At 45.8% G+C, this 17,114-nt stretch carries 15 protein-coding genes and 1 pseudogene; 15 read left to right on the forward strand and 1 reads right to left on the reverse strand.

Going from position 1 to position 17,114, the window contains the following annotated elements; genetic code table 11:
* Positions 1–181 precede the first annotated feature (181 nt).
* From kdgD to QMZ64_RS16775, 15 genes and pseudogenes are all read left to right on the forward strand, one after another.
* Entirely contained in the window at positions 182–1,108 is a 927-nt protein-coding gene (gene kdgD, locus QMZ64_RS16705; protein ID WP_075753657.1) for a 5-dehydro-4-deoxyglucarate dehydratase, read from the forward strand.
* A gap of 20 nt (positions 1,109–1,128) precedes the next feature.
* Entirely contained in the window at positions 1,129–2,595 is a 1,467-nt protein-coding gene (gene gucD / locus QMZ64_RS16710; RefSeq protein WP_265624957.1) for an alpha-ketoglutaric semialdehyde dehydrogenase GucD, read from the forward strand.
* 40 nt (positions 2,596–2,635) lie between these two features.
* A pseudogene (locus tag QMZ64_RS16715) lies at positions 2,636–4,001 on the forward strand (MFS transporter).
* 40 nt (positions 4,002–4,041) lie between these two features.
* A complete protein-coding gene (gene gudD / locus QMZ64_RS16720; RefSeq protein ID WP_265624956.1) occupies positions 4,042–5,409 on the forward strand; it encodes a glucarate dehydratase in 1,368 nt (455 codons plus the stop codon).
* 106 nt (positions 5,410–5,515) lie between these two features.
* Positions 5,516–6,217: a FadR/GntR family transcriptional regulator gene (locus tag QMZ64_RS16725; protein WP_409365419.1), complete on the forward strand. Its 702-nt coding sequence runs from the start codon at positions 5,516–5,518 to the stop codon at positions 6,215–6,217.
* An 88-nt stretch (positions 6,218–6,305) separates the two neighbouring features.
* A complete protein-coding gene (garD, locus tag QMZ64_RS16730; protein WP_409365374.1) occupies positions 6,306–7,832 on the forward strand; it encodes a galactarate dehydratase in 1,527 nt (508 codons plus the stop codon).
* A 301-nt stretch (positions 7,833–8,133) separates the two neighbouring features.
* Entirely contained in the window at positions 8,134–8,862 is a 729-nt protein-coding gene (locus tag QMZ64_RS16735) for a lipoprotein YvcA (protein WP_265624954.1), read from the forward strand.
* Positions 8,852–10,771, forward strand: a complete 1,920-nt coding sequence (locus QMZ64_RS16740; RefSeq protein ID WP_301441483.1) for a DUF6792 domain-containing protein — start codon at positions 8,852–8,854, stop codon at positions 10,769–10,771. Before QMZ64_RS16735 ends, QMZ64_RS16740 begins: the two co-directional genes overlap by 11 nt.
* 15 nt (positions 10,772–10,786) lie before the next feature.
* Entirely contained in the window at positions 10,787–11,140 is a 354-nt protein-coding gene (locus QMZ64_RS16745; RefSeq protein WP_243943734.1) for a hypothetical protein, read from the forward strand.
* A gap of 213 nt (positions 11,141–11,353) precedes the next feature.
* Positions 11,354–12,034, forward strand: coding sequence for a response regulator transcription factor (locus tag QMZ64_RS16750; RefSeq protein WP_265627869.1), 681 nt, complete (start codon positions 11,354–11,356; stop codon positions 12,032–12,034).
* A 1-nt stretch (position 12,035) separates the two neighbouring features.
* Positions 12,036–12,971 (forward strand): HAMP domain-containing histidine kinase, encoded by a 936-nt coding sequence (locus tag QMZ64_RS16755; protein WP_265624953.1) that lies wholly within the window; start codon positions 12,036–12,038, stop codon positions 12,969–12,971.
* Positions 12,972–13,065: 94 nt separating this feature from the next.
* The gene (locus tag QMZ64_RS16760) at positions 13,066–13,989 is read left to right on the forward strand and encodes an ABC transporter ATP-binding protein (protein ID WP_265624952.1); all 924 of its coding nucleotides are present in this window, start codon (positions 13,066–13,068) and stop codon (positions 13,987–13,989) included.
* A 17-nt stretch (positions 13,990–14,006) separates the two neighbouring features.
* Positions 14,007–14,687, forward strand: a complete 681-nt coding sequence (locus QMZ64_RS16765) for an ABC transporter permease (RefSeq protein WP_301441487.1) — start codon at positions 14,007–14,009, stop codon at positions 14,685–14,687.
* Between the two features lie 15 nt (positions 14,688–14,702).
* Positions 14,703–15,401, forward strand: a complete 699-nt coding sequence (locus QMZ64_RS16770; protein ID WP_265624951.1) for an ABC transporter permease — start codon at positions 14,703–14,705, stop codon at positions 15,399–15,401.
* 98 nt (positions 15,402–15,499) lie between these two features.
* Positions 15,500–16,579: a DUF3900 domain-containing protein gene (locus QMZ64_RS16775; RefSeq protein ID WP_243943725.1), complete on the forward strand. Its 1,080-nt coding sequence runs from the start codon at positions 15,500–15,502 to the stop codon at positions 16,577–16,579.
* A gap of 27 nt (positions 16,580–16,606) precedes the next feature.
* On the opposite strand, the gene QMZ64_RS16780 is transcribed toward QMZ64_RS16775, so the two are convergent.
* Positions 16,607–17,114: transposase (locus QMZ64_RS16780; protein WP_301441484.1), on the reverse strand; the 508-nt coding region annotated here is incomplete at its 5' end.

Below are 17,114 nucleotides of genomic sequence, written 5' to 3' on the forward strand. Positions count from 1 at the left end.
TCTTCAGTCTTTTTTTTTGCTTGAGATGAAAAAAATCAGAAAATAATGATATTGACAATTTGTTTATTTGTCTTACAATTAAACAAAAAGATGAATGGGGGGATTTTCTAAAACAGAAACATCGCATTTCAACTGAATGATAACGCTTTCTCAGGAAATGAACGACAGGGGGATGACGGAGATGAGTCAATTACGGAAGGCGCCGGAAGGCATATTAGGTTTCCCGGTGGCACCCTTCAACAGGGAAGGAAAACTGGAGGAAGAAGCACTTTACGAAAACATCCGCTTTTTATTGGATGAAGGGCTTGAGGCGGTTTTTATCGCTTGCGGCTCAGGAGAATTTCAGTCTCTCAGCGCAAAGGAATATGAACAAATGGTCGAAATTGCCGTCTCGGCGGCGGGCGGGAAGGTGCCTGTTTACACAGGAGTGGGCGGCAACTTGAGCACCGCTTTGGAATGGGCGCGGATTTCCGAGGAAAAAGGGGCCGACGGCTATCTGATTCTCCCGCCGTACTTGATACACGGAGAGCAGGAAGGCCTCTATCAGTATACGAAAACAATCATTGAAAGCACGGATTTAAACGCCATCATTTATCAGCGAGACAATGCGGTTTTGACGCTTGAACAGATTCAGCGGCTGACCGATCTCGAGCAGCTTGTCGGACTCAAAGACGGCATAGGGGATATGGCGTTGAATATCAGTTTGTCGTATACGATAGGAGACAGGCTGGGCTGGCTCAACGGAATGCCGATGGCTGAAGTCACGATGCCGGCCTATGCTCCGATTGGCTTTACATCGTATTCGTCGGCGATATCCAATTATATTCCCCATATTTCAAGGATGTTTTATGAGGCATTATTAAACGGCAACGACCAGCTTGTCAAAGAAATTTATGAGCATGTCATCATGCCGATTAACGAGATCCGCAAACTTCGGAAGGGCTATGCCGTGTCTTTGATCAAAGCCGGTATGGAAATCATGGGCCTTCATGTGAAAAACACGGCGAGACCGCCGATCGTTCCGGTTGAAAAAGAACATTGCCGGCAGCTCGAAAACATTCTGAAAAACGCGATGGCGCGTTATCCGAAAACGACCGCTGCCCTATAAACAAAAGGAGGAATTTGAAGATGTCTGTTGCAGCTGAAAATAAAACGTATTTTAACTTTATCAACGGCCGCTGGGTGAAGGCTGAATCGGGCGGGATGGAACAGAGCTTGAACCCGGCAGATACAAGGGATATCGTCGGGCTTGTGCAAAAATCTTCGATTGCGGATGTAGACCGGGCGGTTGAAGCGGCCAAGCAGGCCAAAAAGGCGTGGAGAAAGCTGTCGGGAGCGGAGCGCGGTCAATTTCTTTACAAGGCTGCTGATATCATGGAACAGCGCCTCGATGAAATTGCCGAGTGTGCGACGCGTGAAATGGGGAAAACACTGCCTGAAGCAAAAGGAGAAACAGCGCGGGGAATCGCGATTCTCAAATACTATGCCGGAGAGGGGATGCGGAAAACGGGCGATGTGATTCCCTCGACCGACACATCCGCTTTCATGTACACCGACAGGGTGCCGCTCGGCGTCGTCGGCGTCATCTCGCCGTGGAATTTTCCCGTTGCCATCCCGATTTGGAAAATGGCGCCTGCCCTCATCTATGGAAACACGGTCGTCATCAAGCCGGCTACGGAAACCGCAGTCACCTGCCTTAAAATTATCTCGTGCTTTGAAGAAGCAGGGATTCCGTCAGGCGTGGTCAATGCGGTGACAGGACCGGGATCATCGGCCGGCCAAAGGCTTGCCGAACACCCGGATGTGAACGGAATTACATTTACAGGGTCGAACCAAACCGGAAAAATCATCGGCCGGACGGCGTTTGAACGAGGGGCGAAGTACCAGCTTGAGATGGGAGGCAAAAACCCGGTGATCATTGCAGATGACGCCGACCTTGATATTGCGGTTGAAGCGGTCATCAGCGGCGCGTTCCGGTCGACGGGTCAAAAGTGTACGGCGACAAGCCGCGTCATCGTCTTAAACGGTGTTTATAACCGGTTTAAAGAAAAGCTGCTTCAACAAACAAAAGAAATTACAATCGGCGACAGCTTAAAAGAAGATGTCTGGATGGGACCGATTGCGAACAAACAGCAGCTTGACAACTGCCTCTCCTATATTGAAAAAGGAAAGCAAGAAGGCGCGGACCTCATTTTCGGCGGCGAGAGGCTGGCAGATGGAAAATACGAAAACGGCTATTATATCAGGCCGGCCATTTTTGACAACGTCACTTCCGCCATGACGATTGCCCAAGAAGAAATTTTCGGACCGGTCATCGCTTTAATCAAGGCGGATACACTTGAGGAAGCTTTGGAGACGGCCAATGACGTCAAATTTGGCCTGAGCGCCTCGATTTTTACGCGAAACATCGGCCGAATGCTGTCATTCATAGATGAAATCGAAGCGGGGCTCATTCGCGTCAACGCCGAAAGCGCCGGTGTCGAACTGCAGGCGCCGTTCGGAGGCGTTAAACAATCGAGCTCGCATTCACGGGAACAAGGGGAGGCAGCAAAAGAATTTTTTACAGCCGTGAAAACCGTATTTGTCAAACCGTAAATCAATCGTTTCGGTACAAACGAATAAAGGAGAAGATGCTATGAAAAAAAATCGTGCAGCCTCCCCCCATACCGCGGGGAAAAGAAGTTCTGTCCGCTGGTTTGTCGTGTCTATGCTGTTTCTCGTTACATCCATTAATTATGCCGACCGTGCGACACTCTCGATCGTCGGCGATTCTGTGCAGCATGAGCTTGGGCTGAGTTCAGTGGCGATGGGGTATGTCTTTTCCGCATTTGGCTGGGCGTATGTTGTCGGCCAAATTCCCGGAGGCTGGCTGCTCGACCGCTTTGGGTCGAAAATCATCATCGCCGCCAGCATCTTCTTTTGGTCATTGTTTACGTACGCTTGGCTTTTTCGCCGCGGGAACGGCCGTTATCCTTTTATTTGCGCTCCGGTTTCTCGTCGGTCTGTCAGAAGCGCCGTCCTTTCCGGGCAACGGACGGGTGGTGGCTTCCTGGTTTCCAAGCTCTGAACGCGGAACAGCATCGGCAATCTTCAACTCGGCGCAGTACTTTGCACTTGTCATTTTTTCACCGCTGATGGGGTGGCTCGCCCACTCATTCAGCTGGCATACGGTTTTTGTCATTATGGGTGCTCTGGGGATCGCGATGTCGTTTATTTGGCTGAAAACGATTTACGAACCAAAAAAACACCCGAGAATCAATGCCGCCGAACTGGCGTACATCGAAGAAGGCGGCGCGCTTGTCTCGATTGATGAGGGAAAGAACGCGGAAAAGAAGGAAAAGGAGTCGCAATGGCCTTACATTAAGCAGCTTTTAAGAAGCCGGATGTTGCTCGGGGTGTATATCGCCCAATACTGCATCACAACGTTGACCTATTTCTTTCTGACCTGGTTTCCGGTCTATCTCGTTCAGGCACGCGGCATGTCGATCCTTGAAGCGGGTTTTGTCGCATCGCTTCCTGCAATCTGCGGATTTTTAGGAGGATTGCTGGGCGGGTTCGTGTCAGACTTCCTTTTGAAAAAGGGCTGCTCGATAACGGTTGCCAGAAAAACGCCGATCATCTTCGGCATGCTGATGTCCTGCTCGATGATCATATGCAACTATGCAGATTCCTCCTGGCTGGTCGTTTCCATCATGTCGCTTGCCTTTTTCGGAAAAGGATTCGGCGCGCTGGGCTGGGCGGTTGTGTCAGATACCTCGCCAAAGGAGTGTGCCGGCTTGAGCGGCGGCATCTTCAACACCTTTGGAAATATTGCGTCCATCACGACGCCGATCATCATCGGATATATCGTGAATGCGACAGGTTCATTTAATGGAGCGCTTGTGTTTGTCGGAGCCAACGCGATTGCCGCGGTATTAAGCTATCTGTTTCTCGTCGGGCCGATCAAGCGAATCGAACTGCAGAAAGAGGATGATCCTGCGGACACCACTTTATCCATATGAAATGTAAGCGCTTTAATAAAAGGGAGGAGGCTCAATCGATATGAATACAAACATCCATCAGCATGAAAAAGAGGAGAAAGCATCGCAAACACCTTCCATTGCCGACATGCGGGTTATACCCGTGGCAGGGTGCGACAGCATGCTTTTGAATTTGAGCGGAGCTCACGGCCCCTTTTTCACACGGAATATCGTGATTTTAAAAGATTCATCAGGCGCTCTCGGTGTTGGCGAAGTCCCGGGCGGCGAACGGATCCGCCAGACGCTGGAGCAGGTGAAGCCGCTTGTCATCGGTCAGCCGCTTGGCGCTGTTCAATCGATTTTGCAGTCTGTCAGGCGTCGTTTTAAAGACCGGGATGCCGGAGGGCGCGGGGTGCAGACCTTTGACCAGCGGACGATGATACACGCAGTGACAGCATTGGAAGCGGCTTTGCTCGATTTGCTCGGAAAATTTCTCGGCGTCCCCGTGGCGGCGCTCTTGGGGGAAGGCCAGCAGCGGGAAAAAGTAAAGATGCTCGGCTATTTGTTTTACATCGGCGACCGAAAGCGGACCACGCTTCCCTATATGAGTGAGCAAGAGGCAAGTGACGACTGGTTCCGCCTCCGCCGCGAAGAAGCGTTGACACCCGGGGCGATCGTCCGTCTTGCTGAAGCAGCTCAAGAACGATACGGTTTTCACGATTTTAAATTAAAAGGCGACGTCCTTTCGGGAGAAGAAGAAATCGAGGCGGCATCCGCTTTGGCAAAGCGGTTTCCCGAGGCGAGAATCACCCTTGACCCGAATGGCGCGTGGTCATTGGAAGAAGCGATTGCACTTTGTAAGGGAAAACGGGATGTGCTCGCCTACGCGGAAGACCCTTGCGGAGCGGAAGCCGGATACTCGGGTCGGGAAATCATGGCCGAATTCCGCCGTGCGACAGGTATTCCGACAGCGACGAATATGATTGCGGCAGACTGGCGGCAAATGGGGCACGCGATACAACTGCACGCAGTTGATATACCGCTGGCAGATCTGCATTTCTGGACGATGCAGGGATCTGTCCGCGTTGCTCAAATGTGCCATGAATGGGGGCTGACGTGGGGTTCTCACTCCAATAACCATTTTGACGTCTCACTGTCCATGTTCACCCACGTTGCCGCAGCAGCTCCCGGCGACATCACGGTGATTGATACGCATTGGATATGGCAGGATGGACAGCGCCTCACAAAACAGCCTTTTTCAATCGCTGACGGCTATGTCCAAGTTCCTGATCAGCCGGGGCTCGGCATTGAAATCGACATGGAACAGGTGGAAAAAGCAAATGAACTGTATGAGAAAATGACAGCAGGCGAGCGGAATGATGCCGTTGCCATGCAGTTTTTAATTGAAAATTGGCGTTTCGACCCTAAACGCCCTTGTCTTGTTCGATAATTGCGGAAACAGCGGTTTGAGAGGCCCCTAGCCGACATTGTCATACGCGTTATTTTGTCTTACAATATGAACAACTGAAAGGGGGCCCACAGTCGTGGAAGAAGATATGGAAACATTGCAGGTTGAATCAGTCAATCGCAAGACATTGGCAAAACAGGTTGTAGAACGAATCGTCCATTTATTATCAAGCGGCCAATTGAAACCGGGGGACAAACTGCCGACGGAGATCGAGCTCATGGAAAAGCTGAATGTCAGCAGACCCGTTCTCCGCGAAGCTTTAATATCACTCGAAACGCTCGGAATTATTAAAAGAAAAACCCGGGACGGCACGTATTTTAATGATAAAATCGGCATCCAGCCGTTTTCTGTCATGCTGGCTTTGGCGGTCGATAATTTGCCGGCCATTATTGAAGCGAGGATGGCGCTGGAACTCGGGCTTGTCACGATCGCCGCAGAAAAGATCAATGACAGTCAGCTCGAAAGGCTGCAGGAAACGATCGATATCATTGCAAACAGCACGGATAATCATTATGGAGAAGCGGATAAAGAATTTCACCGGATCATTGCTTTGAGTGCGAACAACCCGGTGCTTGAAGGCATGATTCAATCACTCTTGATCACACATGCGAAAATCGACAGCCAGATTCCATACAGGGAAAGGGACCGGACTGTCGAATATCATACGAATATTTTGAAAGCCCTTCAACAAAGGAACCCATACCAAGCCTATCACCATATGTATGAGCATTTAAAATTTGTACGTGACAAAATACTGAATGGTCTTCGTGATGAAAAAAACAATCATTAAATTGTTTGACAGCGCTTTCTAACATGTACCGCGGCGGGAGAAGGGCTGCGGAAAGGCGCTGATCGAAAAGGGGAGTTGATCAATCCTTATGCTTGTCAATCAAACTGAAACCCCGTTGTACATTAAGGTGAACGAAAAAGACAATGCCGCCATCATCGCAAATGCCGGCGGACTGCCGAAAGGGACGGTGTTTCCTTGCGGGCTTAAACTGCAGGAGCGCATTCCTCAAGGTCATAAAGTGGCTTTAACGAACATTACACAGGGCGGAGCCGTTATTCGCTACGGTGAAGTTATCGGCTATGCCGTCAAACCAATCGAAAAAGGCGGGTGGATTTCCGAGTCGCATATCATGCTTCCGGAAGCTCCGCCGCTCGATGAACTGCCCATCGCCAACAAAGTTCCAAAACCCGCTCCCCCTCTTGAAGGGTACACATTTGAAGGGTACCGGAATGAAGACGGGAGCGTCGGCACGAGAAATGTGCTGGGCATCATGACAAGCGTGCAATGCGTCGCAGGCGTTCTCGATTACGCAGTTAAACGAATTAAAGAGGAACTGCTCCCAAAATATCCGAACGTTGACGGTGTCGCTGCATTAAATCATCAGTACGGCTGCGGTGTGGCGATTAATGCGCCGGAAGCCAAAATCCCGATCCGAACGATTCAAAATATCGCCAGGCACCCTAATTTCGGCGGTGAAGCGATGGTGATCGGACTCGGCTGCGAGAAGCTCCTTCCGACGAGGATAGAGCCGGAAGGAGACGCTGAAAACATTCTTTCATTGCAGGAACGGCAAGGGTTTCAGCAAATGATACAATCGATTATGGAAATGGCCGAAGAGCGCTTAAAAAGGCTGAATGAACGGAAGCGGACGACATGTCCCGCTTCAGACCTGGTGATCGGCCTTCAGTGCGGTGGCAGCGACGCTTTCTCAGGGGTGACCGCAAACCCCGCGGCGGGATATGCGGCTGACTTACTCGTCCGGGCAGGGGCGACGGTTTTATTTTCGGAAGTCACCGAAGTTCGCGATGCCGTTCATCTCCTAACACCGCGCGCTGTCAATGAAGAAGTCGGCCGCGCCTTGATTCGGGAAATGGCTTGGTATGACCGCTATCTGGAAAGAGGCGAATCAGACCGAAGCGCCAATCCGTCGCCAGGGAACAAAAAGGGCGGGCTGGCAAACGTTGTCGAGAAATCGCTCGGATCGATCGCGAAATCGGGAAGCAGCCCGATCAATGCCGTACTCGCGCCTGGTGAAAGGGCTGTACAGAAGGGACTCACTTTTGCAGCGACACCTGCAAGCGATTTCGTATGCGGCACCCTGCAATTGGCTTCGGGCATGCATTTGCAAGTATTTACAACCGGAAGGGGAACGCCGTACGGCCTTGAAATGGCTCCGGTTATGAAAGTGGCAACCCGGCAATCATTATCAGAAGATTGGCGCGATTTAATCGACGTTAACGCTGGACGGATCGCAACAGGTGAAGCTTCAATAGAAGAAGTCGGCTGGGAAATTTTCAAGACGATCCTTGCCGTCGCAAGCGGAAGGAAAACATGGGCGGAACATTGGGGACTCTCCAATGACTTGTGTTTATTCAACCCCGCGCCTGTGACTTGATCGAAAAGCACCTTGATATAGGTGCTTTTTTAATTGAAACAAGAAGTAAGAAGTGGTTCTTTTTTCATATTTCCTCTTTGGTAAACTAAACCGCAGTACCTTTCGGAATCTTGGCGCATCAACCATACTGCCTGTTTTTTCAGAGGGATGGCATACGATTTGCAGGGTAGGTGATTCTTATTTCCTATTTATCTAATTTATTCCATGATGTAACATAAAAAAGTATCATTTTCAAGCATGTCATTCGCATTAAAATGAAGTGCTTGCAGCTTAACTTAAAAGCCCTTGGAGGTTTAATAAAATGAAAAAGATGATGATATTGTGTTTTTCTATAATACTAATCTTTACAGGAGGATGCAGTATGAACGACAGCCAAAACGGCAAGAACGGCAATCAAGAAGAAGCGGTGAAGCCGAAAGATATGGACCCGAAAGACCTCCCGCAGGTTCCGGCGTTCCAGGATGAGAAAACAAGAGAATACATGGCATCAACAAAGGAAGTCGAGCCCGGCTATTATTTGCTTGAGTCTAAACTGAAAGGGTTTACGATGTTGTTTCCGGAGGATGGGGAGTATGAAGCAGAGCTATCCTCAAATAACGGAAAGAACATAGAGAGCGTCGCCTTTAATAGCTACGATAAAAAATCAAATATTGTTCTTAATGCTCAAGTTAAGTATTATTCTCAACAATCATATGTTAATAAACCCAAAACAATGCTTGAAATTATTAGTGAACAGAATGGATACAAAGGAGAATACGAAAAAATCGATCAGTCTGGAAAAGATATATATTTTGCTCATATGAAAGAGGTTTTTGATGATATAGATCGAAAATACAATTTTTCATATAGTTATTTTGGTTATGTAAAGTCTACAGAAAAGGAATACTTAGGTGTTGAATATAACTTTACATTTGCATGCCATAAAGAAGATCAACCATGTTCACTCTCAGAAGAAACAGCGAGAAAAACTGCAAAAAAACTTGTTAATTCAATCACCTTCAGTACAGAAGGGGAGAAAAATGAGAAATAAAAATTTATTTGAGAATGAGAATGTGAAACTGCGTTTAATAAATTTAGAATACAGCTATAAAGAAAGATTTGCATCTGAAAATGCAGATGAAGTAAAAAAAGCTAAAAAGGACTTTGTCGCTGATGTACGCAGAATCTATAAAGAAGAAACAAATAAAGAACTTCCCAAAGATATAGAAATTTATACCTCAAAGGAGATTTTACAGAATAAAGATTCTTCTGTTAAAAGCTCAGGCTATGATGGGACTGCGATATATATTCAAGATAAAAATCATGGCACCAATCAGCTTCAAATAATTTCTCAGGGGAGTGCTGATAATGAGGACTGGGGATATAATTTTTTAGGTCTTTTTCTGGGCATGGATGATAGTCAATACAAAGCAACTAAGGAATTTACCATAGAAACAAAGAAAAAAACACAAGATGTAAAAAGTCTAAACACTTATGCAATGGGACATTCTCTTGCAAATAATAACCAAGTGCTAGTTCAGTTGATTGATGGTGAATTTGATGAAGTTTATGGAGTGAATGGAGCTCAAATCAGTGTTGATCATATTTTAAAAGCAGACTATAAACTTACTAATTACCTTAAAAGAAAATTCAACACAATAAAAATCAGTGAAATTCCTAAAAATGATCTAAAAAAAGCCATCATCAAATACTACAACGACAAAGGCGTTACAGCCAACATCACCCAGCGCATTTCCAGTGACGATCCGCTCTACGGTGTCAGCGGGAAGGCCGACTTTATTACATTCGGCGATGTGAAGATGACGAACACACACCCGGATATAAAAGGATTCCGAAGTGTCATTGATCATATTCCTGATGAAGATGTGAGCAAACTGAAAGGGTACTTTCAAAAATATGCGGCTGATTATCGAAAGGGCGGCATTCAGGGTTTTGCTATGGAAGCAATCGGCGTAGATATGGATTTTTTAAACGGAATCATGAATGAAGAGGGTACAGCTCAGCAAATAGCATATTGCTTGAAACATCCGGCCCGCCTCTTGAATATGGTGGGTGCACTTGATAAAAAGCTGCCAGAGTTCAAAGAATTTTTTGCGAAAGTTAAGGCCTACAGCGGCCCTGTTCTCAATCAGCTTGAAGCAAACGGTTATATTGATGAAGCGAAAAAGAAGACTATCCAAAAAGACATTGCCGAAGTAGAGCGACTGACTGGCAGGCTGGACGTTTTATATGAAAAGATCAAATTTCTTGTCGACTGGAAGACTGTCATATTTACTCTAAATAATAGACAACTCTCTCAATCATTAATGAAAAATTTAATCGAATTTTATTCAACTTATAAAGCATTGGAAGAAGCCTTGGGCAAACTGGATCAAGACACAAAAGACCTTCTCAATCTTATTGGCGAAGGCCACAGCATCACCCCGCTTCTCAACGCCCTATCCAAAAAGAAAGGCATCAGCTACAAAGGAGGAGACATCTATTTTTCTAAGAAAGGCAAGGACGGAAAAGAGATAAAGGTAAACCTGTCATCTGCCATCAGGATTTACCAGGCGGGTATGGCCGCCATTTCAAAGATTGAGGCTGAAATTGAACGCTACCAACGTGTTTTCCACCATGAAATCCACGATCATTTCGCAACTAAAAAATCTGAGTTGACAAAAGCCATTCATGACATGGAAGCCAATCCTTCCCGCTACCAATTCGACATTCAGTTCAAGCTTGCCTCAGGCTTCGCCGGATCAAACGGAAAGCTGAATAAAATCGTCGTCCACGACTCGTACCACACGGCCCCGCTTCCTCAGTGCGACGGCGTCATCAGCGAATTAAAAAAACAAACCTCCAGCAAAAAGAAATTTGTAAAAAGCATTCGCACCAGCATTGAAAAATTGTTCGATGAAGATGAGCAAATTTCGGCGTTGTTTGATTTTAAGGCATAGGGGAGGGAGATTAAGATGGTAAAACCGTTATTGGAGGAAACTGAAACAGTTTCAGCGACATATATGTTTTTAAGCAGTATTTCAGCAAAGAATACAGCGGCCCGGCTGAACGCTCCGCTGAAAAGCGTTTTAAAAGAACTGAAAGAATTTGATAAAATGCTAAAAAGCGAAATCGAAGGGCAAAAAGGCATGATGATCACGAAAATTAAAGAAGAATTGGATCACAAAAGTGAAAGCCGAAAAACCGTCATCACCCGGATGAAATCAGACAACGAGCAGTTTGCAAACAGTTATCATGACATCATTGAAACTTTGCGGAAGCAAAACGTAACGCTTCACTATAAAAAGAATAAGCCCCTTGATCAATAAAAGATGACATGTGTTTGTTCAACCCCGCGCCTGTGACTTGATCCGTGTTAGTGAGAAAGTAGATTGGTATCGGTCAAAAGATCTGATATAAGAGGATTCAATTAGAAATATCAATTAATTTTTGTAAAAAACACACGTTTTTCAATTACAATGAGTGTAATTGCACGTGTGTTTTTATGTTGAAAAGGATGGGTGAACAAGATGCAGCGCATATTGCTTATTGAAGATGATCATTCGATCAGTGAAATGGTCGATCATTATTTAACAAAAGAAGGATTTGAGGTCGTGCTTGCTTTTGACGGAGAAGAGGGCGTTCGCTTGTTTCAGCAGGGCAATTATGATGTGATTCTGCTCGACATCATGCTTCCTAAACTGAACGGGATGGATTTTCTGAAATTGATCCGTGAACAGAGCAAGGTTCCGGTTTTAATGATTTCTGCAAAAGACGGGGATGTCGATAAAGCGCTGGGGCTGGGCTTTGGTGCGGATGATTATATTGCCAAGCCGTTTTCGATGATCGAACTGACCGCAAGAATAAAAGCCGCCATTCGGCGCGCAACGCAGTATTCCGCCAGTGAGCCGGCAAATCAAAAACTAGTACGTGTTCACGAGCTTACGATTGATATAGAAAATGTATCCGTACAAAAAAATGATGAACCGCTTCAGCTGACATCGACGGAATGGAAGATGCTGACCTTGTTTGTGACAAACCCTAAAAAAGTATTCACAAAAGAACAAATCTATCGTTCGGTTTGGAATGAGGATTATTTTGGCGATCAAAATATTATTAACGTCCATATGAGGCGCTTGAGAGAAAAGATAGAGGATGATCCTTCCTCCCCGCAATATATTAAAACGCTTTGGGGCATCGGTTATAAATTAGGAGAGTTTTAGGATGATAATGTTATGGATTGGCATGCTGATGATTTTGGCGTCTCTCAATATCGTTCAATATAAAATGAAAAAACAGCGGGACCAAAACTTGAAGTACATTACGGAAAAGCTCAGTGTGATGCTAAATGAGCAGGCGGCTGAGCAAATTTTATTAGGAACGGATGATAAAGTACTGCGGGATCTGCTCGTGCAAATGAACCTGTTTGTTGAGGAGCGTCAGCGCATAACAGCCCGTTTTGCAAAAACGGAGCAGTCAATGAAACGAATGCTGACCAATATGTCTCATGATCTGAAAACCCCGCTGACCGTTGTGCTCGGATATATCGAGGCGATTCAAAATGACTCGGACATGGCGGAAGAAGAGCGTGAAAGGCTGCTGGAAAAGCTTTATCAAAAAACAGGCGAAATCATTCAGCTGATTAATTCTTTCTTCGACTTGGCCAAACTTGAGTCAGAAGATAAGCAAATACTGCTCACGAAAATACATATCAACGAAATATGCCGAAAAAACATTCTCCAACACTATGACGCCGTTCAGGCAAAAGGTTTTAAAGCTGTCATCGACATCCCGGATACCCCGGTTTATGCACATGGAAATGAAGAAGCGCTTGACCGGGTTCTGCAAAACCTTTTATCAAACGCGATTCAATATGGTGCAGATGGAAAGCTGATCGGATTGTCCCTTACATATGATGACACGCAGATTGTCATTACGGTATGGGACCGTGGGAAAGGGATTGGCGAGTATGATCAGCAGCGGGTGTTCGAAAGGCTGTACACCCTTGAGGAATCGAGAAATAAAGCGTTCCAGGGAAGCGGGCTCGGCTTAACAATTACAAAAAGGCTCATTGAGAAAATGGGAGGGGACATCTCTCTCCAAAGCAAGCCGTATGAACGGACGGCGTTTTCCATTACGCTAAAACGAATGACCTATTAGCAAACGTAAGAATTTCTTAAGAAATAAGAAATAAAAAAGACAGCGTCCATCGCTACAATAGACACATAGCAGAGACAGGAAAGGGGAGACAGAGTTGACTTACATCGTACAAACAAGCGGGCTTACCAAGACATTCAAAGGTCAAGAGGTTGTGTCAAATGTAAGCATGCATATACGAAAGGGAGAAATATACGGTTTTCTCGGCCCGAACGGAGCCGGTAAAACGACCGTCATGAAGATGCTGACGAGCCTCATAAAACCGACAAGCGGCGAAATCAATATCCTCGGGCATAAGCTGACAAATCGATCATTCGAAATTCTCGGCAAAGTAGGCAGCATGATCGAATACCCGATTTTTTATGAAAATCTGACAGCCAATGAAAATTTAAATCTTCACTGTGAGTATATGGGATATCACAATAAAGCCAAGATTCAAGAAGTGCTGGACATGGTGAATTTAAAAAATATCGACAGCAAACCTGTCAAAACATTCTCGCTTGGTATGAAGCAGCGGCTTGGAATCGCGCGTGCCATTCTTACCAAACCCGACTTGCTTATCTTAGATGAACCGATTAATGGGCTTGATCCCATCGGGATTAAAGAAATCAGAAACTTATTCCAAGTATTGAGCAAAGAATATGGAATGACATTGCTCATCTCAAGCCACATCCTGAACGAAGTAGAGCAAATCGCTGACACAATCGGAGTGATTCGGGACGGCAGGCTTGTTGAAGAAGTATCGATGGAAAGCGTAAGAGGCCGGAACACAGAGTACATTGAACTCGTGACGCCAAATCAATTGCAGGCTTGCTTTGTGCTTGAACATGAGCTTCAAATTGCTAATTTTAAAATACTAAATGAGCAAACGATCCGAATTTATGATGCGGAAGCTTCTCAAGCAGCTATTTCTAAAGCTTTGATCTTGAGTGATGTGGAAATTGAATCTATGAATAAAAATCATACTTCGCTTGAGGACTACTTCCTCAGCTTAATCAACGGCAATGCGGCCAGCGCGTAAGGAGGCGGAGAAACTTGCTGAATTTAATGAGAATCGAAATGAGAAAGATGAAGCTTGGCTGGTATGTACGCGGAGCCGTCTTAGCCAATTTGATCATTCTCGGTTTTCTGTGGATGGTGACCTTCACAGAAGGCAAGGATACGTTCCAAACGATTGATGAAACATTTCTTGTAATCGGCACTTTCGTCAGCGCGGTTTTTATTGTTTTCGGCGCTGTATTGATCTCAAAATTGGTGATTTCAGAGTTTAAAAACAAGACAATACTTGTGATGTTTACGTACCCGATCAACCGAAAAAAACTGCTGGCCGCTAAACTTCTGATCGCAGGCGGGCTCACTTTCATTACGATATTGATATCAAATGCATGCGTTGCCGCTGGTTTTTTTCTGCTGAACTCAATCTATGGGGTCATCCCCGGCGAATTAACAGCTCATATGGTTTCTCAGCAGGCTCTGAAAATGATTGTTTTTGCTTTTGGCGCCGCAGGAACGAGTTTAGTACCCATCTTTTTCGGAATGCGGAAGCACTCCACTGCGGCAACGATCATTTCGTCTGTCGTGATCAGCATGCTGATCAGTTCCACAAGCCCGGGCTTTTCCATTTCTTCAATTGTTTATATTCCTTTATCTTTGGCCGCTGTCGGTCTGTTTTTTTCCTTTTTGGCAGTAAGGCGGATCGAAAAAATAGATGTATGTTAACGGAGTTGAAGTTCAATGCTGAATTTAATTAAATTGGAGTTTAAAAAAACGAAACTGGGGTGGTATTACAAAGGTGCAGTGATCGCAAATCTATGCATACTCGGTTTTTTATGCCTGATCGGGTCGGAGGAAAAAAACCTTACTCAAGGCCAAATGGCGATGGCTGACGCGGGATCCACGCTGCTGCTTCTTGGAACTTTTGTGAGGTCTGTGTTTATTGTCTTTGCAGGCGTGCTGATTGCCAAACTGATCATCGGGGAGTATAAAAACAGAACCATCACGGTCATGTTTACATATCCGGTCAGCCGAAAAAAACTGATCGCGGCAAAACTGCTGCTCACCGGCGGATTGACCTTTTTGACAATGATCGTGTCCGAATTGATTGTTGCAGTTATTTTCTCGCAGCTCAATGATGTCTATCAATTCAGCCCGGAAAAACTGACAATGCAAGCTATAGGAAATGAGATTGGCAGTATGCTCATTTATGCTGCTTCCTCGACAGGACTGAGTTTTATTCCATTATACTTTGGAATGCGCAAACAATCAGTTCCTGCCACCATTGTGACATCCTGTATTTTGACCTCGCTGATCGGCCAGCAAAATCCTGGATTCTCAATTGCTTCTATTATTTATATTCCTGTTTCATTGGCAGTAATCGGGATTGTTATTGCGTTTTGGTCGATCCGAAAAATTGACCGGGAAGATGTATTATAATTGACCAAGTATATCGTATAAAGGTGCAAATTGACGGATTCCAGGCATTTACCTATACTTGAAGAACTGAAACAACAAGGAAAACGGGTGAACATGTCATGGAATTTGAAATTCGCTATATTTCTTTTTACGTCATTCAGGTCGACGGCAAGGATGAGCAGGCCAACAAGCAATATAAACATTTTCAGACGCTGGATAAAGAGGAATTTGAAACCAGCGAGCTGAAGGATTTCTTAGACGGGGAATTGAAAAAAATCGTCAAGCGGAAAGCCGAACGCCACCCGAAATCAGAGCAGGTGCCGACGAAAATCGGCCGCTTCATCACAGAGCCGGGGCATGAGCTTGATTCTAATCCGAACTACAATCTGTTTCACAAAACAAAACTGGCGGAGACAAAGGAAGAATTCAATGAACTGAGCGAACAGTTCGTCCGCACATACCTCGACACGAGCGCCGTCAGGGGAGGCGTTTTTTTAGTGGCGACAGCCGTACCGCGCAAATACTTCGATGATACATTTGTCTTTGTCATGAAGTGCGACTTTGAACCGAAGGTCGCTTCGATCGCCGATGAATCATCGTTGATCCGCAAGGTCGAAATGGCGATCACGACGAAAAACATGAAATCGATTCAGTATCCGCATATGCCTGAAGAGGGCATGACAGAGGAAAGCGAAGTGAAAATCCACCAGGCCTCGCACGCCCGCTACTTTGAAGACTTCTTAAAATTCGTCGAGTACGGCGAGTCGATGCCGGAAATCATGAAGTCCCAAGTGATGAACATGGTGCAGGAGCATGTGTACGAAGCATTTGAAGACAAAAGTGAAGAACTCCAGCAGTTTGAACACGACCTCGAAATCTGGGAAGCGAGCGAAAAGCGGGAGATTCAGGAACGCCTCGACACCCATCAAGTCATCGAAGCATCCGCCCAGATCGTTGAGCACATGCCTGAGGCAGAGCTGAAAATGAAGCTGGGAGAAACCGAGATTAAAGGACTGCTGGCCGAATTCGGCGACTCGATCCACCTTGCCAAGGTAAACGGCCGCTACGTCGCGCTGATAGAAGCCGAGACGATTTCCTTTGAAAAAGGCAGCTCTCCGGTGGAATTTTATAAACCAGAGGGACTGCATGAGGTGATTGAGCGGATACGGAATAAAAGTGACAGGGAAGATGAGAAATAAAGAATGGCATCCGTTTATTCGGATGCCTCAGACCGTTGACAAAATAGGTCGGATTTCTATGATCCGACCTATTTTTGTCCATTTTGTTCTATTTTTCCGACGAAAAAGCTGGCGATGAGGACCTTTCCAAGTCCAATTCGCCAGCTTTTTGAGATTCATGGCAGCGAAAACAAGCATCGCCTGCATGGACAATTTTTTCTTACCCCGTAGGGTTGTCCAGCGCAGGCCATGCTTGTGTTTTAAATCCGCAAAAACCCGTTCGATGGTTTCTTTGCGTTTAGCATAGATTCGCCTATTCTCATCCGTGTGGCGAAGATGATCAGCTTCATCTAAATGATCCTGCCAGAGATGCCGTTGAATCATCTTTCGATGATTTCGGCTTTCCGTACATTGCTTCAGAAAAGGACAGTGTTTACATCGGTTTGGATCTGAGGCATAAATACGATAGCCTTCACGGTTAGTTGTGCGATATGTCAGAACATGATCGTCAGGGCAAATATAAGCATCGTAATATTCATCGTATACATATTCATGT

This window comes from Bacillus sp. LB7, assembly GCF_030449715.1.
GTDB lineage: Bacteria > Bacillota > Bacilli > Bacillales > Bacillaceae > Bacillus > Bacillus paralicheniformis.